Source organism: Devosia naphthalenivorans, assembly GCF_003056355.1.
Lineage (GTDB): Bacteria > Pseudomonadota > Alphaproteobacteria > Rhizobiales > Devosiaceae > Devosia > Devosia naphthalenivorans.
In genome coordinates this window covers 204,549-227,958 of the sequence record NZ_PYVW01000004.1, presented here as the reverse complement: position 1 = coordinate 227,958, position 23,410 = coordinate 204,549, and the positions used below count along the sequence as shown (strand labels likewise).

21 protein-coding genes and 1 pseudogene are annotated in these 23,410 nt (G+C 61.0%); 9 read left to right on the top strand and 13 right to left on the bottom strand.

Features of this window, described 5'->3' with window-relative positions; all coding sequences use genetic code 11:
• Positions 1 to 107: 107 nt before the first annotated feature.
• Both C8264_RS08440 and C8264_RS08435 read right to left on the bottom strand, forming a co-directional pair.
• Complete coding sequence (locus C8264_RS08440) at positions 108 to 593, bottom strand: hypothetical protein (protein ID WP_108460530.1); 486 nt, start codon at positions 591 to 593, stop codon at positions 108 to 110.
• Positions 593 to 1,369, bottom strand: coding sequence for a helix-turn-helix domain-containing protein (locus C8264_RS08435; RefSeq protein ID WP_108460529.1), 777 nt, complete (start codon positions 1,367 to 1,369; stop codon positions 593 to 595). The genes C8264_RS08440 and C8264_RS08435 overlap by 1 nt, the downstream gene beginning before the upstream one ends.
• Positions 1,370 to 1,821: 452 nt before the next feature.
• Here C8264_RS08435 and C8264_RS08430 point away from each other — a divergent pair, with 452 nt between their 5' ends.
• The 4 genes from C8264_RS08430 to C8264_RS08415 all read left to right on the top strand — a co-directional run bounded on the left by C8264_RS08430 (position 1,822) and on the right by C8264_RS08415 (position 9,413).
• Positions 1,822 to 3,498 carry a hypothetical protein gene (locus tag C8264_RS08430; protein ID WP_108460528.1) on the top strand — a complete coding sequence of 559 codons (1,677 nt, stop codon included), beginning with the start codon at positions 1,822 to 1,824 and terminating at the stop codon, positions 3,496 to 3,498.
• 96 nt (positions 3,499 to 3,594) lie between these two features.
• The gene (locus C8264_RS08425) at positions 3,595 to 5,628 is read left to right on the top strand and encodes a hypothetical protein (RefSeq protein ID WP_108460527.1); all 2,034 of its coding nucleotides are present in this window, start codon (positions 3,595 to 3,597) and stop codon (positions 5,626 to 5,628) included.
• A 342-nt stretch (positions 5,629 to 5,970) separates the two neighbouring features.
• Positions 5,971 to 8,073 carry a type I secretion system permease/ATPase gene (locus tag C8264_RS08420; protein ID WP_245893002.1) on the top strand — a complete coding sequence of 701 codons (2,103 nt, stop codon included), beginning with the start codon at positions 5,971 to 5,973 and terminating at the stop codon, positions 8,071 to 8,073.
• A 2-nt stretch (positions 8,074 to 8,075) separates the two neighbouring features.
• Positions 8,076 to 9,413: an HlyD family type I secretion periplasmic adaptor subunit gene (locus C8264_RS08415; RefSeq protein ID WP_108460526.1), complete on the top strand. Its 1,338-nt coding sequence runs from the start codon at positions 8,076 to 8,078 to the stop codon at positions 9,411 to 9,413.
• A gap of 7 nt (positions 9,414 to 9,420) precedes the next feature.
• Here the strand turns inward: C8264_RS08415 and C8264_RS08410 are convergent, their stop codons facing one another.
• Positions 9,421 to 9,660, bottom strand: coding sequence for a hypothetical protein (locus C8264_RS08410; RefSeq protein ID WP_108460525.1), 240 nt, complete (start codon positions 9,658 to 9,660; stop codon positions 9,421 to 9,423).
• A gap of 152 nt (positions 9,661 to 9,812) precedes the next feature.
• Between C8264_RS08410 and C8264_RS08405 the strand changes: the two genes are divergently transcribed.
• Together C8264_RS08405 and C8264_RS22100 are read left to right on the top strand one after the other, a co-directional pair.
• A complete protein-coding gene (locus C8264_RS08405) occupies positions 9,813 to 10,553 on the top strand; it encodes a Crp/Fnr family transcriptional regulator (protein WP_108460524.1) in 741 nt (246 codons plus the stop codon).
• 38 nt (positions 10,554 to 10,591) lie between these two features.
• The gene (locus tag C8264_RS22100; protein WP_162783518.1) at positions 10,592 to 10,765 is read left to right on the top strand and encodes a hypothetical protein; all 174 of its coding nucleotides are present in this window, start codon (positions 10,592 to 10,594) and stop codon (positions 10,763 to 10,765) included.
• Positions 10,766 to 10,903: 138 nt separating this feature from the next.
• On the opposite strand, the gene C8264_RS08400 is transcribed toward C8264_RS22100, so the two are convergent.
• Both C8264_RS08400 and C8264_RS08395 read right to left on the bottom strand, forming a co-directional pair.
• The gene (locus C8264_RS08400; RefSeq protein WP_108460523.1) at positions 10,904 to 12,076 is read right to left on the bottom strand and encodes a zinc-dependent alcohol dehydrogenase; all 1,173 of its coding nucleotides are present in this window, start codon (positions 12,074 to 12,076) and stop codon (positions 10,904 to 10,906) included.
• Positions 12,077 to 12,089: 13 nt separating this feature from the next.
• Entirely contained in the window at positions 12,090 to 12,596 is a 507-nt protein-coding gene (locus C8264_RS08395; RefSeq protein ID WP_108460522.1) for a ferritin-like domain-containing protein, read from the bottom strand.
• A 216-nt stretch (positions 12,597 to 12,812) separates the two neighbouring features.
• Here C8264_RS08395 and C8264_RS08390 point away from each other — a divergent pair, with 216 nt between their 5' ends.
• Complete coding sequence (locus tag C8264_RS08390) at positions 12,813 to 13,085, top strand: hypothetical protein (RefSeq protein ID WP_108460521.1); 273 nt, start codon at positions 12,813 to 12,815, stop codon at positions 13,083 to 13,085.
• A 20-nt stretch (positions 13,086 to 13,105) separates the two neighbouring features.
• Here C8264_RS08390 and C8264_RS08385 read toward each other — a convergent pair whose 3' ends face one another.
• The 8 genes and pseudogenes from C8264_RS08385 to C8264_RS08350 form a co-directional block, all read right to left on the bottom strand.
• Positions 13,106 to 13,645 carry a DUF1003 domain-containing protein gene (locus C8264_RS08385; RefSeq protein ID WP_108460520.1) on the bottom strand — a complete coding sequence of 180 codons (540 nt, stop codon included), beginning with the start codon at positions 13,643 to 13,645 and terminating at the stop codon, positions 13,106 to 13,108.
• Between the two features lie 9 nt (positions 13,646 to 13,654).
• Positions 13,655 to 14,689: a UDP-glucuronic acid decarboxylase family protein gene (locus C8264_RS08380; RefSeq protein ID WP_108460519.1), complete on the bottom strand. Its 1,035-nt coding sequence runs from the start codon at positions 14,687 to 14,689 to the stop codon at positions 13,655 to 13,657.
• A 4-nt stretch (positions 14,690 to 14,693) separates the two neighbouring features.
• The gene (locus C8264_RS08375; protein WP_108460518.1) at positions 14,694 to 15,794 is read right to left on the bottom strand and encodes a CgeB family protein; all 1,101 of its coding nucleotides are present in this window, start codon (positions 15,792 to 15,794) and stop codon (positions 14,694 to 14,696) included.
• On the bottom strand, positions 15,791 to 16,882 hold the full coding sequence (locus C8264_RS08370; protein WP_108460517.1) for a CgeB family protein: 1,092 nt from the start codon (positions 16,880 to 16,882) through the stop codon (positions 15,791 to 15,793). Before C8264_RS08370 ends, C8264_RS08375 begins: the two co-directional genes overlap by 4 nt.
• Positions 16,879 to 18,009, bottom strand: coding sequence for a CgeB family protein (locus C8264_RS08365; RefSeq protein ID WP_108460516.1), 1,131 nt, complete (start codon positions 18,007 to 18,009; stop codon positions 16,879 to 16,881). The genes C8264_RS08370 and C8264_RS08365 overlap by 4 nt, the downstream gene beginning before the upstream one ends.
• Before the next feature lie 3 nt (positions 18,010 to 18,012).
• Positions 18,013 to 19,143, bottom strand: a complete 1,131-nt coding sequence (locus C8264_RS08360; protein ID WP_108460515.1) for a glycosyltransferase family 4 protein — start codon at positions 19,141 to 19,143, stop codon at positions 18,013 to 18,015.
• A pseudogene (locus C8264_RS08355) lies at positions 19,140 to 20,207 on the bottom strand (NAD-dependent epimerase/dehydratase family protein); the annotation flags it as partial. The gene C8264_RS08360 and the pseudogene C8264_RS08355, both read right to left, overlap by 4 nt.
• Before the next feature lie 8 nt (positions 20,208 to 20,215).
• Positions 20,216 to 21,322: an NAD-dependent epimerase/dehydratase family protein gene (locus C8264_RS08350; RefSeq protein ID WP_108460513.1), complete on the bottom strand. Its 1,107-nt coding sequence runs from the start codon at positions 21,320 to 21,322 to the stop codon at positions 20,216 to 20,218.
• A gap of 430 nt (positions 21,323 to 21,752) precedes the next feature.
• Between C8264_RS08350 and C8264_RS08345 the strand changes: the two genes are divergently transcribed.
• The gene (locus tag C8264_RS08345; protein ID WP_108460512.1) at positions 21,753 to 23,114 is read left to right on the top strand and encodes a UDP-glucose dehydrogenase family protein; all 1,362 of its coding nucleotides are present in this window, start codon (positions 21,753 to 21,755) and stop codon (positions 23,112 to 23,114) included.
• 30 nt (positions 23,115 to 23,144) lie between these two features.
• Positions 23,145 to 23,408, top strand: a complete 264-nt coding sequence (locus tag C8264_RS08340; protein ID WP_108460511.1) for a hypothetical protein — start codon at positions 23,145 to 23,147, stop codon at positions 23,406 to 23,408.
• The last annotated feature ends 2 nt before the right edge of the window (positions 23,409 to 23,410 follow it).

Genomic DNA, 23,410 nt, shown 5'->3' with positions numbered 1-23,410 from the left:
TGACGTCGACCCGCTCATAGGTGAAACGGGCAACTGGTGCAGACTAGGGCAGAGTTATGCGGACAATTCCGGTTCGGGGTCATGGCTCCAAAGGTCTAGCAACTGCATCACAGATCCTTGATGCCTTTGGCGCGAATGAAACGCCACATGTCTTCATTGATCCCAATGATGTTTTCGATTGTGTCCGCGAGCCGCTGAAACTCCGAATTGTCGATTTCTTCGACCTTGCCGTATTTCAGCTCGTTCCCGAACTCCGCAATGCGCAACAACTGGGTGCTTTCAAGCTCCCCGTTTTCATCGAAGTCATAGACGGAATGATTATACTTGTTCCGCACCTTTGCTTCACGCTTCATCCGCCCCGTTATGTCGAGCACCTCATTGCGGTCCGCGGGCAGGGTCGCGTTCATCTTGGCGAGCCGTTCGACGAGATCGAGCCGTGCCCTCGTCGTGTTCAGGGTCAGAAAGACCACTATGGCCGCTTCCTTGCTGCAGTCCATCATGTGAACGATCAGGTAGATCAGCAGGCTCTCGGTATTGGTCCAGCAATAGTTCAGCTTGCCGATCAAGGGCAGCAGGACATCGATCCGGCCCATCAGTGCCGGCCACGAAATTGGTAGGCGCCAAGTAGCGATTGACCGTTGAGAGGCATCGGCGTGGCGTACCGTCCGGACCGGTAGGCGGCAGCCGCCTGGGTGCGGTTGCTGACGCGCATCTTGGTAATGAGGTTGTGCACGTGAACCTTGACCGTGTGCTCGGAGAGGGCCATGCGATCGGCGATCAGCTTGTTCTGGTACCCCTCCGACAGCAGCTCAAGCACCTGCCGCTCCCGCCTTGTCAGATGGATAGCCTCTGCAACGGGAATCCGGAACGCCGCCATCTGATCGAACGCGCTATGCGACACCGGCCGCTTGTGGTGCGCGCGGCGCGCCAGTGCCGGCGGACAATATTCACCCCCCTGCAATAGAAGAGACATCGCCGCAAGCCAGACTTCCAGCTTCAGGTCGAGCGGCAAAAGCCCTTGTATCTCACCACTATCGAACAGGCCCTCGCATTCGGCAGAACCCTGTTCCGCATCGCGCATCACCACGCCAATGGCGGTATGGGGAAAATGCTCCCGGCAAGACGCGACGGTGCTCGCGAAAGCTCCCGCAGATTTATGATCGAGCAATAGCAGGCGTACCTTCGAGCCGAAAATATCCGGCTCCGGCAGGTGCTCCAGAAGAACCACTTCATGGTCCGGAAAATGCGCCTGTATGGCTTGCACGAGGCCTTGGTACATGGCGCCATGGCTGGCGCAGAAAACAATCGCATTGGCACTGGAGCCCGGGTCATCGCCTGCAACGGCCGCACCATTTCCTGAGTTGATCATTTCACCCTCCCGATTCGGCCAGTTCTGTGGATAGGTGGCCTGTGTGTTAACGAAACGTTAGCACTATGGGCGTGACCGGGGCGTTACGGTGCCGTTACATCGAGCCCCCAGCGCTACCACTTCGTGGGATCAAAAGAGGTAGGTGCATCTCGTGGTTGCCGTTGCCGCGTTACTCATTGGTCCTGCCGGACTTTCGCTAACCGGCTGTTGATGCGGTGCTTTCTTGTTTGAATAGTCAGAATCCCGCGCCGGCATCGTCGCCCGCTATTGCCCAAGGAATTAATTCGTAAGCAGGAATTAGCTCGAACTGCTGTCTTATTTCTCGCCGCCGCCGGCAGCAGTGTCATGCGAGCTTCCCCGATTGCGGGAAGTCTTGGCGAAGCAGCCACTTGCCTCGTTGGAAATGTATAGAGGCCGGCAGCTTTCGCCTCCTTCAAACAGGAGTGCACGACATGAGCGAAAAGAATTCCGGCAACCAGGCCCTCAACGCCTTTGGCTCGAGTTCCAACCAGGAAGACTATTCCATCGACGACAACACCCTGGTCGTCGAGGATAGCGGCAACACCGACAACTCGACCGACACCGATGTGGACCTCGACGTCGAGGATAGCCTGAACACGGACAACTCCGACAACTCCGATAATTCCACCGAGACGGACGTGGATGTCGATGTCGAAGACAGCCTGAACACGGACAACTCGGATAACTCGGATAATTCGACCGAGACCGACGTGGATGTCGATGTCGAAGACAGCCTGAACACCGACAATTCGGATAACTCGGACAATTCGAATAATTCCGATAATTCGGCCGACACCGATGTAGACGTCGATGTCGAGGATAGTCTGAACACGGACAACTCTGACAACTCGGATAATTCGACCGAGACCGACCTGGATGTCGATATCGAAGACAGCCTCAACACCGACAACTCCGATAACTCGGACAACTCGGATAATTCCGATAACTCGGACAATTCCGATAATTCGACAGAGACCGATGTTGATGTCGATATCGAGGATAGCCTCAACACTGACAACTCGGATAACTCCGACAATTCAACTAACACCGACACCGACGTGGACGTCGATATCGAAGACAGCCTGAACACGGATAACTCGGACAATTCGGATAATTCCGATAACTCGGACAATTCCGACAATTCCGATAACTCGACCGATGTTGATGTCGATATCGCCGACAGCCTCAATACGGACAATTCCGATAACTCGGATAACTCCGATAATTCCAGAACCTGGACCAACCAGCAGACTTTCAGCTGGGATGCTTCGGCAACTGACTCGTTCAACACCGATGTCGCCGATTCAGGCAATACGGATACCGACATCACCGATAGCTACAATGATAACTCGGACAACTCGGACAATTCCGACAATTCGGACAACTCCGATAATTCGGACAACTCCGACAACTCCACCAACGACAGCTACAACGACAACTCGGACAATTCGGACAACTCCGATAACTCGGACAATTCCGATAACTCCGACAATTCGACCAATGTTGACGTCGCCATCACCGACGCCTTCAAGGACAGCTCGACGAACGACTCGAACAATACCAACCAGAGCTTCGACAACGCCTTCAACGACAACTCGAACAACTCGGTCAATGACTCCAACAATGACAGCTCGACCACGACCGACCTTGATCTCGACGTTGCTATCGAGGATTCGTTCAATTCGAGCGACGACGACATTGCTGATGCCTTCAACGACTCCAGCACCAACTTCGGCACGATGGACGTTGATTTCGACAATGTGTTTAACGGTGCCTTCTCGGGCGACGGTGATGCCATGGGCTTCGCCATCAACCAGGTAGCCGACATTGTCGACAACGACTCCCTGAGCGGCGTGACTCAGAACAACTATGGCACCTTCACGCTCACCGCCGATGCTGGCGATGCGACGATGAATGCCGGCGGCGCTTGGGACGGTGTGGCCGGCGACATTACGGCCGCTGCCGATGCCGATGCCACGGTCACGGGTTCGGCCTTCAACATGGATATCGTGCTCGGTGCCAACCTGCAGCAGAATGCGGTCGATATGACTGTGGTCGGCGGCAACATGGACAACGACAGCACCGACTCCAGCGGCGACAACCACTAGGTTCCGGTCCTCCAATCGGCAAATCCGGTCTGCGCGCACCGCGCGCAGACCAACCGTTGAGCGCACAAACGCCAACGGCAATAGGGAGGGGTCGCGGTGTTCTTGCCCAGCGACAGCGTTTCAGAAGCCATTGCGCACTTCATCGGATGTTTCGACATCCGCGTGGACGAGATGCGGATGCGTCAGTCCTACGAAGAATTTTACCACGAGCAGCACCTCGCGGCCGCCGCCCCGATCCAGCATGTATCCCCCGGATTTTTCCAGCGCCTTGAGCTTGAGGTCTACATTCCCGGCGTGTCCTACCGCCAACCCTATCCCGACGCGCATATCGATTTTGGCGTGCCACCCGTGCGTATCGATATCGTCGAGAGTTTCGTGCCCGGGCTGCAATGGCACCCCACCAATCACCTGCTGTGGCCTGTCCTGGCGGGAGGCGTAGAGTTCACCGCCGAACCCGGCCCTTCCTTCGGCCCCGTTCCAGCCTCCGTGATGCTGTCGGCAAACCAGGTCATGCTGCTGGACGACAATGACTTCATCGTTCTCGGCAGCGCTGATGTAGGCGCGATGCGGTACCTGCCCGATGCCGGCCCGGTGCAGCAGATGCTGGCGCTGGGCCTTGCAGTATCGGAACCGTTCGCGTCCCTCGAAGCGCCCAGCGAGGTCGAGAAGATCCCCGCCTATTTCGCCAGCGCGGAGGCGGCAATCGCCGCCATTGCAGGCGGACAGAATAGCGACGGCCAGATTGCCACCTCCTCCAGCCATCAGAGTTCCGCCGGTTTCACCCAGGACATAACCACTGTTACGGGTTCCGCGCTTGACGGGCTCTATGTGAACGGGACGCCGGCCGAAACCCTGCCAAGCCTCAATGATGCCCTGCCGGCGCAGTTGCAGGAACTCGTCGCCGACCCCGAGCCCGAGGATGTATCCACCGCCTCGCTCACCATCGATCCCAGTGGCGTCTCCGTGACCCTGGAGAGCGGCGCCAACATGATGGTCAACGAGGCCTTTATTGCCAATGCCGGCCTCACCTCGACGTTCCTGGCGGTGGCGGGCGACTACCACTCGATCAATGCGATCATCCAGACCAATGTGCACAGCGATCTGGACACGCTCGATAGCCGGCTGACGAACAACGGCGCGGAAACCGCTGCCTATAACGTTGCCTCCTTCGTCGCCGAACTACGGGACAATGCGGCCGATGTCGCTGCCGGCAACCCCGGTGTCTTTCCCTCCAATTGGCAGATTACCGTCGTGCAAGGCGACATGGTGTTCCTCGATTGGATCAGCCAATTCAGCTTCACCACCGACACCGATACGCATGTGCTGACGGCGGTGGGCACGACCACCACCATAACCAGCGGCGAAAACCTGGGACTGAACGGCGTTTCGATGCTCGATCTGGGCCGTTACTATGACCTCGTTATCGTCGGCGGCAGCCTCTATGATGGCAATTTCGTCATCCAGACCAACGTCTTGTACGACAATGACACGGTGGCGATGCTGTCCGGCGCGCTGGGGAACGGCGAGGTCTCGAGCAGTGGCAACCTGCTGTGGAACAGCGCCAGCATCCTCAATGTCGGGGGCGGCAATATTGTCTCGGGATTGCCGGATTATTACGGCGACGCGATAGCGTCCCTAGGCGCCGCCGACTATTCCATGCCCGGCAGCTTCTCCAGCGACGGCGCTTTCGAGGGCTTCGGCAATCTGCGAGTGCTGTTCATCGCCGGAGATCTGTACGACCTTCGCGCCGTGCAGCAGGTCAACGTCATGGGCGATGCGGATCTCGTGGCGCTCTACGAAGACAACGTGACCGAGGGCACATCTGCTGACGAATGGAGCATCAGCACCGGCTCCAATGCCCTGATCAATGTCGCGTCCATCGTCGATTATGACTCGGTCGGCAGCGACGTGCATGTGGGTGGGCAGATCTACTCCGACGCCATCCTGATCCAGGCGGATCTGGTGGCCGACAGCAATACCGCGCCTGTCACCAACGATGCGCTGGTCAGTGAAGTTATCGCCTTCCTCGATATCGACATGGACACCAGCATTCCCGGTGAAATCGACAACGTCATGGTCCCTATGGGCGATGGCGGCAGCGTGGACGCCATGCAATCGGTTCTAGCCTAGAGCCCGATCCGTTCCCCCTGCAATAAGCAGCGAGTGATTCCCGTGAGCCTCGAATTCAAGCTCAATCTTTCCGAAGATGCGCAGCGCACCAAACAGGCATTCTCCGTTGTTTCCCCGCCGTCCAGCAAGGTCGTCCAGGCGCTGGGCGATATCGATGCGGCCGTGGCCGAACTGCAGCTCCTGGCTGCCGAAGAAGCCGTGCGCCAGCGCCGGTCTGCCTCCCAGGGCGAAACGCCAGTACAGGAGCGTACTCCGCATCTGGTCCCCACGCCGCACGAAGCCCCAAGGCCAGTTGCGACAAATCCAGGCACCCCATCCCATGGCGCACCCAACGTCGCGCCGGTGCCTCACCCGGAAGTTCGCCCCAGTGCCACCCCGGCCCAGCCCGCGCCGTCTTTGAAGATCGTTTCGGCCGACCCTTCGCCTGCACCCGCCGCAGAACGCCCGGTTGCCCCGGTGACGGCAGATCCGGCACCAGCCGCTGGACCCGGCAATCCAGCAGAGCCAATGCCACGGCCCGAGCCGCAATCCGAACCAAGCGCCCGGCACACGGATGCCCCACGGCCCGCCGAGGCCAAGATTGCGCCCATCATCGAAGGGGATTTGGGCCCACTCAAAACGCCCCGTCTGGTGCGTGAAGGCGAGATCAAGGCTCCCGCAAAGCCACCGGGGAAAGGCAGCGGCAACGGCGGTGGAGGCGGAGGAAACTTCCACAAGCGCACCGAGGCACCGAACTTCGCCGAAAGCTACATGCGCGGCGTCAAGGCTGTGCGGCACAATCTCTCGGTCGTGATGGCCTTCACGCTCATCATCAACATACTGGTGCTCGGAATTCCGATTTACCTGTTCCAGATCTCGGATCGGGTGCTGACCAGCCGTTCACTCGATACACTGGTCATGCTGACCATCGTGATCGTTGGTGCTGTCCTGCTGCAGACGACGCTGGATGCGGTACGCCGCTTTATCCTGATGCGCACGGCGGTCGAAGTGGAGGTGCAACTGGGTGCCCCGATACTGAGCGCCGCCGCCCGTGCCTCGCTCAACGGCAATGGCCGCGAATACCAGACGCTGGGTGACCTGCAACAACTGCGCTCCTTTATTACCTCCGGCACGCTCCTGGCCTTCCTCGATGCGCCCTTGGCACCGATTTTCCTTTTGGCCGTGTACCTGATCCACCCTCATCTGGGCTACATTGTCGTCATCGCCTCCGTGCTGCTGCTGATCATCGCCACCATCAACCAGCGCGTAACCGCCAAGCCCTTTGCCGAGTCGAACGCGTTCTTGAGCCGGGCGACCCTGCATCTGGATTCGATGTCCCGCAATTCCCAGATCATCAACGCCTTGGCCATGATCCCCGAAGCGGTCCGCATCTGGGGCAGGGACACGGCCTTGTCCCTACGCTCGCAGGTGAAAGCGCAGGATCGCAACATCGTTTTCGCCACCTGTTCCAAGCTCGTGCGCCTGCTCACGCAGGTCACCATGCTGGGATGGGGCGCCTATCTTGCCATCGAAGGTGAAATGACCGGCGGCATGGTCATCGCCGCCTCGATCATCGCGGCCCGTGCCCTGACCCCGATCGAAGGCGCCATCGAAGGCTGGCACAGCTTCATCCAGTTCCGGGCCTCGTTCCAGCGCATCCGCGCCCTGCTGCAAACATCGCCGCTCAACTTCGAGCGCCTGCTGCTGCCCAGCCCCAAGGGACGGCTCGATGTCGAGCGCCTGCTGTTCGTGCCGCCACCGGCCAAGAAGGTCATCCTCAACGGCATCTCGTTCTCGCTCCTGCCCGGTGAATCCCTCGCCATCATCGGCAATTCGGGCGCGGGCAAGACGACGCTGGGCAAGATGCTCGTTGGCTCCATCCTGCCCACTTCTGGCAGCGTGCGGCTCGACCTGATGGATTTGCGCAATTGGGACCAGCGCCAGTTCGGCGAAAGCATCGGCTATCTGCCGCAGGACGTGCAGTTGTTCCCCGGAACCATCAAGGCCAATATCGGCCGTATGCGCGAGGATGCCACCGACAAGGACATCTTCGATGCAGCAGTGCTGGCCGACGTGCATGAACTGATCGCTTCATTCCCTCAAGGGTACGAAACCGTCGTGGCCGCTGACGGCGCACCGCTTTCGGGCGGCCAGAAGCAGCGCATTGCCTTGGCCAGGGCCTTTTTCGGCAATCCCAAGCTGGTGGTTCTGGACGAGCCCAATTCCAATCTGGACAGCCAGGGCGAGCAGGCACTGGCCCGCGCGATCGTCCACGCCAAGAAGCAGGAAATCACCGTGGTGACGATCACCCAGCGGCCGGCGCTGCTCAACTGCGTGGACAAGATATTGGTGCTCAGCAATGGCACGGTCTCGCTCTTTGGCACCCGCACCGACGTGATGAAGGCGCTCACCCAAGCGGGGCAGAACCCCACGCAAGGGGCCCCGAAACTGCCGGAGGGCGTTTAGCCATGTCGATGATGGTCGCTGGACAGAACCTGGAATGGTACTCCGAAGTCCCCCGCTCGATCAAAAAGCAGTCCATGTTCGGGCTTGTGCTTGTCGTCGTGTTGTTCGGCGGCTTCAGCCTCTGGGCCGGCTTCGCGCCGCTGGCTGCAGCCGTCATAGCGCCCGGCAGTTTCGTTGCGACGGGCGAGAACAAGATCGTGCAGCATCTGGAAGGCGGTATCATCAAGGCCTTGCTGGTTCGCGAGGGCGACCATGTCGTTGCGGGGCAGGATCTGGTCCAGCTCGATGCAACCGCGGCTCGTGCCAACGCCCGCCAGATGGAGCTGCGCAGCCTCCGGCTCGAAGGCATCATGGCGCGGCTGCAGGCAGAGTCGCATGGGTTGGACAGCTATATTCCCCCCGCCGCCATTCTCGCCGGCCTGGCCGATCCGGAAATCAAGGCCATCAACGACAGCCAGAGCGCCAATTTCGAATCCTCGCGCGCCAAGCTCGAAACCCAGATCAGCGTGCTGGAACAGAATATCGCGGCACTGCAATTCCAGCGCGACGGCAGCAACGCCCAGATTGCCTCGATGCAAAACCAGTATGATTTGCTCGCGGCAGATTTTGTCCGCCAGTCGTCTCTGCTCGAAAGCGGACTGGTGACGCGCTCCGCCGTCAATTCACTGCAGCGAGCCATGGCAGACGTCGAGGGTGACCTTGCCCGCCTCAAATCGGATGTCTTGTCCGCCGATGCGCAGATCACGCGGTTCAAACGGGAAATGGACCAGGCGCGAGACACCGCCAAGCAGGCCGCGATGGATGAGATGCAAAGCATCGAGGCCGAATTCGACGCTGTCCGCGAGCAGATCCGCCAGGCAAACAGCGTACTCGGCCGCACCACTGTGCGCGCCCCGGTGTCCGGCACCATCATCCGCTTGTATTACCACACGGCCGGCGGCGTCATCGAAAGCGGCAAGGCCATCCTGGAAATCTTGCCGTCAGAAGTACCCCTGGTGATCGAAGCACAAATTCCACGCATGCAGATCGACGAAGTGCGCCAGGGCCAGGTCGCCAGCGTGCGCCTGAGCGCCCTCAACCAGCGCACCACGCCCATGCTCGAGGGCAAGGTCTATTATGTCTCCGCCGACTCCGTGCTGGAAGGTACGGGTCCCGGTGCCGCCGAGGTCTATATCGCCCGGATCAGCGTCGCGCCTGATCAGTTGGCCCGCGTGCGCAGCTTCGCCCCAACCCCGGGCATGCCCGCCGAAATCCTGATCCAGACGCACGAACGCACCTTCTTCGAATACCTCACCAAGCCCGTCACCGACAGCATGGCACGTGCTTTCCGGGAGTACTGAACCCGCCTCAGGCGCTCGGTGCCTTGATCCATCTTCTCGCCTGCTTGAGCCGGCGTGCATTGTGCCGCAGATGGCCGGACAGCAGCATCCTGACGGTCGTGGCTGCCTCGCTTTGCCCGAGCGGAGCAATCAGCATATGCCCGTCGATATTGGTATAGATGGTTGAATTTTCGACGAAATAGCTCGCGCGATGGAGATCTCCATCATGCTGAACTTCGACTTCCAAAATCTGCGACTGGCGTTCCATGTCACCGCCTCCCTCTCCACTTGCAAACATGGAAATTGAATTCGGCGCCGTCAATTGATCCACGTTATGCGCCCCGGCAACAAACTGGGGAACCGATCAGCACACAAAGCCCTTCAAAAAGGATGCGGTCGTGGTAACGGGAGGCAAATTGGATGCACAACCGGACGACAGAGCGGCTAGATCCATTCTTCGGGCGTATCGAGCGGCGCGACACACTGGGCCCCGCCGAGCGCCAGGCGCTTGTCGATGGTGTCAGCGCCATCGAGGAAGCCACTGCCGGCGCCGACCTTGTGCGCGAAGGCGACCGGCCGGCGCGTTCCACCCTGCTCGTCAGCGGATTTGCCGCGCGCTATCGCACCGTGGCCAATGGCGAGCGCCAGTTCGCGACCATCCACGTGGCCGGCGATTTCGTCGACCTGCACAGTTTCCCCCTCAAGGAGATGGACCACTCCGTTCTGGCACTGACCCCCTGCACCCTGGCGATGTATCCGCACGAGGCCATCAAGGGCATGACGGAGCGGCTTCCCCACCTCACCCGGCTGCTGTGGCTGCTGACCCTGCTCGATAGCGCCCTGCAACGGGAGTGGATCGTCTGCATGGGCCGGCTGTCCGCTGAAGCGCGGGCGCTGCATTTGTTCTGCGAGTTGGGCGCAAGGCTCGCGGCCGTCGGCTTGGGCCAGCCCGACAATTATCACCTGCCGCTGACGCAGCAGGATCTGGCCGACGCACTGGGCCTGTCATCCGTGCATGCGAACCGGGTCGTGCAGAGCCTGCGAAAGCAGGGCCTCCTGATCTGGCAGGCGGGTCAACTTGTTTTGCCCAATCTCCAGGCGGCCAGGGAAATGGGCGAGTTCGATGAACGCTATCTGCATCTCATCAAGGAGCCGCGCTAGCGGTCCGCCCTTCGGAAACGGGAAAAGGAGTACTAAAAATGGAATCGGGCCCAGCTTTCTGGCTTATTCTCTTGACGGTTGGCGTGGCGGCGCTCGGCCTGGTGATGGCTTATGCGTCAAGCCGCAACAAGAAGCGTACGGCGCAGGAGCGCCTGCAAACCGAAGTCGCAACAAAGCAGGAATACCGGGAGGAACATCGCGACGACAGCTGAGACGCAGCTTTCTCGAAGCGGCGGCCCAAACCCGTCTTGCCAAGTCCCCACGGCGTCATTCCCGCGAAAGCGGGAATCCCACTTCGGCCAACCGCATAACCAAAGCAGCTCCCCGCCTACCCCGGGGAGCTGCTCTCATCACGGTTTCAGCACCACCTTAATACAGCTGTCCTTCTTGTCACGGAACGTGCTGTAGAGTTCCGGCCCTGCATCGAGCCCCGCGCGATGGGTAATCACGAAGCTGGGGTCGATCGTGCCGTCCACCACCTTTTCCAGCAACGGCGCCAGATAGCGATGCGTGTGGGTCTGCCCGGTCTTGAGCGTCAGGCCCTTGTTCATGAACGCACCCATCGGCACCTTGTCGAGGAACCCGACATAGACCCCGGGCATCGAGATCGTGCCGCCCTTGCGGCACGACATGATTGCCTCGCGCAACACATGCGGCCGGTCGGTCCCGATCCGTAGCGATTTCTTGACATTGTCGACCACGGCATCGACCGAACCGCCGCCATGAGCTTCGGTGCCGACAGCATCGATACAGCGATCGGGTCCACGGCCGTTCGTCATTTCGTTGAGCGTCTCGAACACCGATTGCTCGTCGAAATTGATGGTCTCGGCCTTGCCGTGCGTCTGAGCCATGGCAAGCCGCTCCGGTACATTGTCGATGGCGATGACCCGCCCGGCACCGAGCATCCAGGCGCTCTGGATCGCGAACTGGCCGACGGGGCCGCAGCCCCAGATTGCGACGGTGTCGCCCGGTTCGATCTCCGCGTTTTCCGCGGCCATGTAGCCGGTCGGAAAAATGTCGGAGAGGAACAGCACCTGCTCGTCGCTCAATTCGTCCGGCACCTTGATCGGACCCACATCCGCATGCGGCACGCGCAGATATTCTGCCTGCCCACCAGCATAGCCGCCCAGCATGTGCGAATACCCGAACAGGCCCGAGGGCGAGTGGCCCATGGCCGCCTCCGCCATCTTGTGGTTGGGGTTGGTCCGGTCGCATAGCGACCAAAGCCCCTTCTGGCAGAAGAAGCATTGCCCGCAGGCGATATTGAACGGCACCACGACCCGGTCGCCGACCTTGAACTTGGTGTGCTCGGGTCCAACCTCCACCACCTCGCCCATGTTTTCGTGCCCCAGCACGTCGCCGGATTCCATTGTGGGCATGAAGCCGTCGTAAAGGTGCAGATCCGAGCCGCAGATGGCGCAGGAGGTCACTTTGATGATGACGTCCTGCCCGTCCTTGATCGTCGGGTCCGGTACCGTGTCGTAGCGCACGTCATGCTTGCCGTGCCAGCAAAGCGCTTTCATGTGTGCCTCCTCGTTATTTCTTGGCGCTCTGGCCGCTTTCGCGCAGGGCCGCGTATTTCAGGGTCACTGTTTCGATATTCTGGTCCAGCCACTCGGCCATCGAGAGCTCTTCCTGCAGGTTCTGCTGCAACAGGGACGTAGCGGAACTGTTGCTCGCCTGGTTGGCAAGCGCCAGCAGGCTCTTGTAGGCGGCGATTTCGTAGTTCTCGAAGGCGAAATTGGCGATGCTGTTTTTGATGATTTCATCGGGAGCCACGGTATGCCCGATGGTCGCCATGGCGCCGCCCACGGAAAGAACCGCATCCTTGAGCATGGAGCGGCTCTCGCCCAGCCCTTCCAGGATCTGCTCCAGCCGCTGGATTTGCCCTTCGGTCTCGGTGATGTGCTGCTGCAGGCGGTGGGCGACTTCCGGATAGTTCTCGATCCGCGAGACCTGAGGCTTCATGATCGAGAGGGCTTGGTTCTCCATGGCATGAGCATTGCGCAGGCCGGTGACGAAGATGTCGTCTGTGTCGGTCATCAGTCTTTCCTTTGATGAAGCATGGAGGGGGTGGTTGAGGCTTCGACCCCAGAGCGGGTTCAACGGCACGGGCCCTCACCACGCTGCGCAACTAACCCATGTTGCATTTTGCATTTGGAGAGGCTGATCCAACGGCGGCCGGTTGCCTTAACCCGTGATAACTGCCGCGCTCTGTGCTTCCGCTAGGCGTTTGCCTGTCTGACGGAGACAGACATCATGACCAGATCATCCACCCCACCCGGCAGCCGCGACGTGCAGTTCCTGACCGAAGAGTTCGGCATACCGCCGTTTAAGGCGGCGCGCCTCGTTGCCGGCAAAAGCGAGTTGGCCGAGGACCTCGTTGATTGCGAGTTCCAGCGCCAGCACGATGTCGATCCCCTGGCCGATGTGCCCACGCCAAAACCATCCGAACACGAGTTCGTGGCTGACGCCGACGAGGATCAACTCAAGCCCGTGACACGCCACAACGACCTTCGCGGAGCTGGCTGACGGGCCAGCCGAAATTCCAGCTAATCGTCGGCCTTTTCACGCCCGGTGCGCACGGCATCCAGGATGACGTCCGGCTCGGTGTCCCGGCGCAATTCGCCCAGATCACCCTCTATTCCCGTCTGAACGCCAAGATGGTCAGCTACTGCCTGTATCATCGTGATGAGCCTGGTGGTTTCCCGTTCGTTGAGCAGGTTGACCTGAAGGTCGAGCTCCGCCTTCTCGTCGACTTCGACGGCCATCTGGTTTTGGTTGATCAAGACGAAGGTCGACAGGAAGATCGCTTCCACCGAGGCTGCCATAGCCAGGATCACCAGCGATGGGTCCCAGCGCGGCAAGCCCGGCACCCAACCCAGATTGATGCCGATCCAGCCGCCGAAAAGCACCAGGTGAATATAGACGAACGGCATGCTCCCAGCGAAACTGCTGATAGCTGCCGCAATCTTGTCCCCCGGACGCGCTTTTGCTCGCCGCGAAGCTTTCCACTCCCGTATCGCGGCAATGTTGCGAGCGACCGACTGCGGAATATCCTCACCCGCTTGCCGTTCTCCAGGCTCGCTCATTGCAATATCCTAGGAGTGTACCGCCGCAGCCAGTGCCCGCTCGCTGCGTGGCCTGATGGTGGTTGACCGTTGTTTGGGAAGCTTCAGGTCCAGCGTCTCGGCAAACCAGGGGATCGTCAGCGCCAGGCCTTCGGACAGGGGCAGCCTGGGTTCCCAGTCCAGCAATTTCTTGGCGCGCCCGATATCAGGGCGCCGGCGCTGTGGGTCGTCGACCGGCAGCGGCAAATGCTTGATTGGCGAGGCGCTGCCCGTCATTTCCAGGACCAGGTCTGCCAACTCGCTGATGGTGAACTCGCCGGGATTACCGATATTGACCGGCACGCCGGGATTTGCGCTGACATTCATCAGGCCTACGATGCCCGCAACCAGATCGCTGACAAAGCAGAACGAACGCGTCTGCTCCCCCGAGCCATAAATGGTCAGGGGCTCACCACGCAGCGCCTGCACGATCAGGTTGGAAACGATCCGCCCGTCATTGGGGCTCATGCGCGGCCCATAGGTATTGAAGATGCGGACCACCCGGGCATCCACCCGACCGGTACGCAGCATGTCAAAGCAAAGTGTTTCCGCCGCGCGCTTGCCCTCGTCGTAGCAGGCGCGGGGGCCCGTACAGTTCACATGGCCCCAATAATCCTCGTGCTGCGGGTGCTGTTCGGGGTCGCCATAAACTTCGCTGGTCGATGCCTGGAGGAACGACGCGCCGTTTTTCTCTGCGAGCTTGAGCAGATTGGCCGTGCCGACCACGCTGGTCAACATGGTGTGGATCGGGTCGGCCTGGTACTGCGGCGGCGATGCCGGGCAGGCCAAATTATAGATCTGGTCCAACTGCTCCCTGACAATGATCGGCTCGCAGATATCGCCGTGGATCAGCTTGAAATCCGGATGGTTCCTGAGTGCCCGCACATTGTCCATCGAACCGGTCTGGAAATTGTCGACGCAGATTACCCGGTGGCCATCGGCCAGCAGCACATCGCAAAGATGCGAGCCGACAAATCCGGCGCCACCCGCCACAAGGATCGTCTTTTTCTTGGTTGAAGCGGTCATTGCCTTATCCTTGTTGAGCAATTCGGCGGGCGGCGTTCCGGTTCGTATCGAGCATCGCGATCAGCTCTCCCGAGCGCGCCGTCCCGGTATGTTCGGCCAGCACGTAGCGGCGCGCCGAGGCCGACAAAGCCGCCCGCTCCGCATCGCTGGTGTTCTCCAGATATTTGATGACGTCGTCCGTTTCCCGCGCCAGCAAGATGGCTTCTCCAGGCGGCAGGAGTTGCTCCAGTCCGTCCCACATGTCACTGATCACGGGCGTTCCGCAAGCCGACGCCTCGAACAGCCGCACGCTTGGTGACCATCCCGCGGCGATCATGTCGGCACGGGTTACGTTCAGGGTGAACCGCTGCCGGTTATAGAAGGCGCGATGTTCAGCCGGCGGCAAGTGCTCGATCCGCTCGACATTGGCGGGCCAGTCGATGCTGTCGGGGAATTGGGGCCCAGCAACAACAAACCGCATATGCGGCAGCCGGCGCGCCGGTTCGATCAACAGCTTCTCGAGCGTCGGCTGGCGGTCGGGACTATAGGTGCCCAGATACCCCAGATCCCATTGGGGCGTGCCATCCGTCGGGCCGTAGCGCTCCGCATCGACCGAGCAATAAAGCGGCATGGCCGATGGCGCACCGAACTCCTCTTCCAATCGGTCCAGCACAGGGCCACCGGAGAACGAGAAATAGATATCGAACAGCGGTATCTGGCGGCGCGCCAGATATTCCTCATCGTCCCGATGCAGCTTGGCTAGCGTCACTGGCGTGTCGATGTCGTAAAAGCACAGCTGTTGCAGATCCAGCCGATCCAGCGCATCGATCACCGCCACCCCATCGGGCACGTACGACCCAACAATCACCGACCCGGCAGCCTTGAGTTCGGTCGTGAAACGCTCCAGCAGATCCTCGACACTGTGGTAGTATTGCAGATCGCAGAAATCGGGATCAGGCAGATCGCGATTGCTGGCGTACCAGGGCACGTCGCGCTCCAGGAACAGCACCCGCCGCCCATGGCTTTGCAGACCGCGGACCAGCGCCCGGTAGGTCGTCGCATGTCCATTGCCCCAGGATGAGGAAAGCGACAGTCCCAGCACGACGATGTCGTAGGGCGCACTCATTCCGCCGCCTCGATCTGGCGCCGCGCCGAAGATCTGAACACGCGATCAGCGTCGATGGCGCGATGAGCATAGGTATGCTCACGCAGCACCCGCTCCAGCGCCGCCTTGCCGATCCGGCTCGCCCGCTCCGGCGTGAGATCAGCCATGATCGCCGCAACGTCCTGCCCGTCGCGGGCCACCAGGATTTCCGCGTCGGGCTGGAGGAACAGCGAAATGCCCTCCCAATAATCGGTGATGAGGCACGCCCCGGCACCGGCCGCTTCGAAAACCCGTGTCGCGGGCGAAAAGCCAATCTCCGCCATGCTCGATCGGGAAATGTTCAGCACCGCCTTGGGCGAAACATTGAAGGCGTTGTGATCGGCCGTGCCGACATGACCGAGATAGGTGATGTTGTATGACATGGGCTTGTCGCCCCAACCCGAACCACCGAGCAGGAACCGCTGAGATGGGGTGCGTGCTGCAGGTTCCAGGAAGAAAGCTTCGACGCGTGCTTCGCGATCCGGCAAGCGATTACCGAGAAATCCCAGGTCACCCTCGAAGCGTGCTTGCGCCGAAACAGGATGATGGGTGTGCGGATCAAGCGCGTTGTAGATCGGCACGCAATCATGCGCACCCATCTCCCGATAGGCATTCACCACCGGCTCACCGCCACCATAAGTCAGAACAATATCAATGGCTTGCAGCGCCCGCCGCAATGGATGGTCCGGCGCCGCCCGCAGTTCCGCAAGCGTTGCCGGCGCATCCACATCCCAGAATATCTTGAGCGCCCCCGGCCGCGCCGCCCTCAACACCTCATCGAGCAACAAATCATCCTCAAACCCGACGCCGCTGGCCTTGACGACGATATCGGCGCGCCGCGCCTCGCCTGCCACCTTCTTGAGCGCTTCTATTGTGCCTTCATAAACAACGACTTGGCACCACTCCGGCGGCTCGATGTCGCGGTTCTTCTGCCGGTCATAAACGTCCGGCTCATAGAAGGTGATCTCATATCCCTTCTCGCTTAGCGCCCTCAAAATGCCCCGGTAATAGGTCGCGGCGCCGTTCCAGTAGGCCGACAACAGGCTGGAGCCATAAAACGCAATTCTCATTGTGCCGCCTCAAGATTATCGAGTTGATCGGTGACGCGGGAGCTACCCACCTGGGTCAGGATGGCCAGCAATTCATCGACGCGATGTCGGCAGGTGTGCCGGGCGCGAATGGTCTCAAGCCCCCTGTTCACAAGGCTTTGCGCCAGGCTCGTGTCCGAGGTGACGTCCCTCAGCCGCTGCTGCATCTCCTCTCCATCCCGGACAAACAGGAAGTCCTCGCCCGGCCGGAACAGCCCCTCGGCATCGTCCCATGGCGCCGACAATAGCGGAATCCCCGCCGCCAGCGCCTCGAATACCCGGATGGTTGGAATGCCCGGCAGCGACTGCACGTATGGGCGGCGCGGGATGTGCATGGTCACGCGATGACGCGCAAACGCCGCCGGCGCGTCGGCATTGGCAATCCACCCACCATATCGAAGCCCCGCCTTGTTGACGGCGGCAATCGCCTCTTCGGGGTACCGTACGCCCCGAACCGTGCCACTGAGCCCAAGCGCGGCCGCCGGCTCAATGAGAAACTCATTGATCTCGGCAGTGCGCTCGTTATCGCCCCAATTGCCGATCCAGATCAGATCGCTTTCCCGCGCAATCTCGGGCATGGGATGGAACAGCCGATCATCCGCCGCCTCATGCCAGGTGAACACCTCCCGGCCCCACCCCGCCCGCAGATAACGCTGCCGCAGCGTTTCACCAAATGCCAGGATACCGTCATAGTCCTGCAAGCGCAGCCCCGCGATGTCCTCGCGCGCCGACACGGCGCGATGGTGTGTATCGTGGAACAGCAGCGTAAACGGCGCGCCCTCTCGCCGAAGCTTGCCCAGGCGCTCGACCAAGGCCGGATCAGTCCACTCATGAACGATGACGACATCTGCGCTTTCCAATGCAGCCGCATGGTCAAACTCGGCGCCGTAGACCTGAGACTGCAACTCCGGAAAGTCAGCATGAAAACGTTCTGCCGCCGCTTCACCCTGGCTTTGCACCAGATTGTGCCGGCTCCAGGCCCCACTAGGCTCCAGCGCGCGCGCCCTATGCCCGCGGCTCACCAGATCCCGCATCACACCGCGCAGGAAGTGAGCATTGCCGTGGTTCCAGTCCGACACCAGGGAATGCGTGTAGAACACAAATTCCATCCGCTACGCCTCCCTCGCCGCCGCCGGATGCAGCAGATGATCATAGATCGACTGCATCGCTGCCGCCTGCGCCTCAAGCGTGTAGCGCGCCGAACGCTCCCTGGCCCGAACACCATATTCGTGGCGTAGCGCATCATCGCTGGCGAGCCGGTTCAACGCATCGGCAAAAGCTTCAGCGTCATCGGTCGGGGCGAACAGAGCGGCTTCGTCCCAAAGCTCGCGATAAGTCGGGATATCCGCCAGCACCAGCGCCGCGCCCGCCTGGGCAGCCTCCAGCGGCGCCAGACCAAATGGCTCGTAGCAGGATGGCGAGGCGACAATGGCCGACCTCGCCATGTGCTGCAAAATCTCGGCGTGTGGCAACTCGCCGATGTGGCGCGCGTGGCGCAAGGCGCGATATTGCCCGTTGGGACCAGATACCGATCCCGCCATGGTAACCGGCCAGGCTGACCGACCCGCAGCCTCATCAAGCAGGCCGCCATTCTTGCCGTCGTCCCACCAGCGGCCGGCAGCAAATATTTGGGCTTCCTTCTCAGCGATCTCCCCCGCAGGCCGGGTGCCATTATAGACCACACCCAGGCCGTTGATCTGGCCATAGCTGGTGCGCAACATGCTGGCATGGGCATGGCTCGGCGCCACCACGGCGTCGGCCACGTCAAACCCGGCCCGGTTGCGGCGGTACTGCCATTGCCAATCCGGCGGCACGCCAGTCTGCCGCACGGCGGCGAACCAGGTGACGACGCAGGAATGCGACACCACCAGCAGCGGAACATCGACGCTCAGACCGCAGGCTTGCGACGGCAGGTTGAGGTGGACCAGATCGACCTGCCGCTCGGCGATCAGGGCCTCAAGCAATTCCGGAATACAGTCGAGCTCCGCCTCGTGGCCGGCCGTCCAATCCAGCGGCGCATCGAACCACACCAACTCGCCCAGCCGTTCGGCCTCGGCGCGTTGCGCCTCGCTCGGTGCAGGTCCAAACCCCGCAAAGGTGAAAGCATAGCCATATTGAGCCAACCCCGCAGCCAGATCCATGGCATAGCGCCAGACCCCGCCCACGGCATCAATGGTGACGAGGATGCGCGGCGACCGAGGTCCCTTGCTTTTAGCCACGTTGAATTCAGCAAACGCCGTCATGCGCTCACCCGCCGCAATGTTCGCGCATCATTGTCCTGCCCGGCCAGCCAGTCAGCCAGGTCGCGCAGGCCGTCGCGCCACCCGGTTTTGGCATGCCAGGCAAGCTCTGCCTCGAGGCGGCTGGTTTCCGCCACGAAATAAAGCTGGTCGCCTTCTCGCCAATCGTCCCGGCTCACGCTGAGCGTCGTGCCGACGATCTTCTCGATTTCGCGCAGCACCATGTTGAGGCTGACGGCATTGCGCGGCCCGCCACCCAAGTTGAAGGCGCGGCCCCGAACCTTGTCGATGTCGGCGAGCACGGCGCGATACGCTGCCACGGCATCGCTTACATGCAGCACATCGCGCACCTGCTTGCCGTCGCCATAGATGGTAATCGGCTCGCCCTTGAGCGCGCGGATAAGGAAGTGGGCAACCCATCCCTGATCCTCGGTGCCGAACTGGCGCGGTCCATAGATGCAACTCATGCGCAGAACGGCCGTCGGCAGATCATAGGAGCGGCCATAATCGAGCACATACTGGTCGGCCACGCCCTTGGAGCAGCCATAGGGTGTGCAGAAATCGAGCTTGCGATCTTCGTTGATGCCGCGCGTGCGGATCAATTCGTCGGCCGGAACGTGCCGTTCATCCAGTTCGACCAGGCGGAGGTCGCCTAGGCCGCCATAAACCTTGTTGGTGCTCGAAAAAATAACAGGCGCACGGTGGCCCGCCCTGCGCACGGCCTCAAGCACATTGACGGTGCCGCGCGCATTGACCTCGAAATCCTCGATCGGGTCGGCAAGGCTCGTCGTCACCGCAGTCTGCGCCGCGAAGTGGAACACAGCGGCGGCATTGGGGAGAGCGGTGTCGACCGCTTCGCTGTCCCGCACGTCCGCAGTGACGACTTGCAACCGCTCGCCATGACGCTCCTGCAGCCATAGCAGGTTCTGCTTCACCCCGCCCCGGCTCAGATTATCGAGCACCGCCACCGTCTCGCCATCGCTCAGCAGCGCATCGGCGAGGTTGGAGCCAATGAAGCCGGCGCCGCCCGTGATGACGATGGGGTTCTCCGTTGAACTTATTGGCGGTGCTTTCTTCATGAAACCAGACCTCGCTCTTCGAGCTGCCGCTTCATCTCCGCACCCCGATCGACCGCCTGTGCCTGGCGAACCCAGTCGGCGAGTTCGTCGAGGGAATCTTCCAGCCGGAATCTTGGTTCGAAGCCCAGCAGTTCGCGTGCCTTGGAAATATCGGCAAAGCAGTTGCGGATGTCGCCCGAGCGCGCCTTGTTCATGATGTCGGGGGAAAGGTGCGGCACGCCCATTGCGTTGGCCAGCATGGTCGCGACATCCGCGATGGCATAGGCATTGCCGCTGCCAACGTTGATGACATGGCCCGCCGCCGACCGCTGTTCCAGCGCCAGTCGGAAGGCCCGCGCAACGTCGCGAACATGCACGAAATCGCGCTTCTGCTGCCCATCCTCGAAGATCATCGGGGGCTGCCCGTTGATCAAGCGCGAGGCAAAATTGGCCAGAACACCCGTATAGGGATTGGACAGCGCCTGGCCCGGGCCAAAAACGTTGAACAGGCGAAGCGCCACGGCATCTACGCCATAGGCCTCCCCGAATATGAGTACCGCACGCTCCTGCGCGTATTTGGTCAGCGCGTAGATGGAAGCCAGGTCGACCGGTTTCTGCTCGTCGGTTTCTACCGGGGTGAGCCGCGTGCCGTCCGGCGCGGTGAGATCCCAGCGTCCCGCCTTGATATCGGCACTGCGCCGGCGGCTCGAAGCGGAATTGGTGCCGTCCTGGGACTGATACAGGCCCTCGCCATAGACGCTCATCGAGGATGCGACCACGATGCGCTTGATCGGCGTGTCGATCATGGCTTCGAGCAGCACGGCCGTGCCGAGATCATTGCCCCCGACATAGCGGGCGATCTCGTACATGGATTGGCCAACGCCAACCTCGGCTGCAAGGTGGATGACGCCGTCGATGTCATTGAGGGCTTCCTTCACTGCGCCCTTGTCGCGAACATCAGCGCGGATCAGGTCGACACCCGCCGGAACGGCGGCTGCGCTATCGCCGTGAACCTGGTCGATGAAGCTGTCGAGGATGCGTACGCTGTAGCCTTCTTGGAGCAGCTCCTCGGTTACATAACGTCCGATAAAGCCGCATCCGCCGGTGACGAGTATCTGTTTCATGTGCGCCCATCTGCAGGGGGTAAGTACCTGCTTTAGGAAGCATCGCTGGGCGGACAGGTTCCGATAGGGCGTCCGGCGTTCGGAATTGCGCGCCTTGTTCGCCGTGGCCCTCGAAGGTCGAGACAAGGAACAAAGCTTAATGATTCCGGCTGCTCTCGCACATGAGGAACCAATTTGCCGGGGTTGTATCCCGCGCGGCCCAGGAACGCGGCTGTTATCCTGAGTTAACCAGGTCGCATCTGCCAAGTTGCAGAGGAATCGATGATTTGATCGCGAGACTCCGCTGTGGAGCCGCAGGAGAGGGTGCGCTGATGACTTCCCCAGCATTCAGGCGGCTCACCACCCCAACTGGTCTGAGGAACAAAGCTGCGAATTCGCCGGTTGCAGACCCAAGCGTAGCCCCGCAGGGCTGATCGAAAGGGCGAGAGTAATGAAGATCGTTGTCGTGGGCGCTGGCTATGTGGGTTTGACGACCAGCGCGTGCCTTGCCGAACTCGGCCATGAAGTCACGTGCTGCGATATTGACGGACAACGCATCGCGGCGCTCCAAGGCGGCGTCGTTCCGATCTATGAGCCGGGTCTTCCCGAACTCGTCGCCGCCCAGATCGAAGTGGGCCGACTGCAATTCACCACGCATACGACGAAGGCGGCAAGCACAGCCGACGCGGTTTTCCTGGCCGTCGGCACTCCATCAGACGAAGAGGGCGATATCGACCTCTCCTTTGTCGATGCCGCAGCCAGGGCTATCGCGCCTCATCTCAAGCGCGACGCCGTTATCGTCCTCAAATCCACCGTGGTCACGGGAACGGCGCGGCGGGTGAAGGGGATCGTTGATACCAGCCGCGGCCGCAGGGACGTCGCAGTGGCTTCTAACCCGGAATTCCTGCGCGAAGGCTCTGCCATCAGCGATTTCATGCAGGCAGACCGCATTGTCATCGGCGCCGACGATGCGCGGTCCGAAGCAGTGCTGCGCGAAATCTATGCGCCGCTGGAGGCTCGCGGCATCCCGGTCGTGGCGACGCAAACCGTCAATGCAGAGCTCATAAAATACGCCGCCAACGCTCTGTTGGCCCTCAAGATCGGCTTCATCAACGATGTGGCCGACCTTTGCGAACGCGTGGGCGGAGACGTGACTGCCGTTGCCGATGGCATCGGGCGCGACAAGCGGATCGGACTGTCGTTTCTTGCCGCCGGCCCTGGCTTTGGCGGCTCCTGCTTCCCCAAGGATACCCGAGCCTTTGCCAGCACCGGCCGCCGCCATGGCGCGCCTCAGCCCCTTATCGAGACGCTGATCGAACAGAACGAAGCCCGTAAACTCGGCCTGGCAACCCGCATCATCGATACCGCGCCACGCAAAGGCCGGGTGGCTATTCTGGGCACCAGCTTCAAGGCCAACACCGATGATGTGCGCGAAGCGGCGGCGCTGACCATCGTTCCCCTGCTCCAGCAGGCAGGGCTCAGCGTCCATCTGCACGATCCGCAGCCCGATGGTGCCAAGCGTCTGCTCCAGGACGCAGTCTGGCACGACACAGCTCTCTCAGCCGCAAGCGATGCTGATGTCGTGGTCATTCTGACCGAATGGGATGAATATCGCACCCTGGACCTTGCCGATCTCGCGCAGGTGATGCGCGGCCGCGACCTGCTCGATTATCGCAACATCATCGATGCGGAACGCGCGGCCGCTATGGGGCTTAACTACCAGGGCCTTGGCCGCGCACCGCTGGCCTTCGAGGCGACGAGGCGGGGGCAGGGCATTGCTGCCATGCCGCGCGTAGCGGCCTCGCCCGCCTGATTTCATTGCACCCAGCGCAAGGAGACAATCATGAGCAGTTCCAACACCACGACCAAGCACGATGAAATCCGCAAATGGGCCGAAGCGCGGGACGGTCACCCGGCCATGGTCGATACCAAGGGCAAGGGCGGTATCCTGCGCATCGATTTCGGTGAACCCGAAGACAATCTCAAGGAGATCTCCTGGGACGAGTTCTTCAAGATCTTTGACGAGAACAAGCTGGCCTTTCTCTACCAGGACGAGACCGCCGATGGCGGGAAGAGCCGCTTCAACAAATTCGTCAATCGCGATTGAGG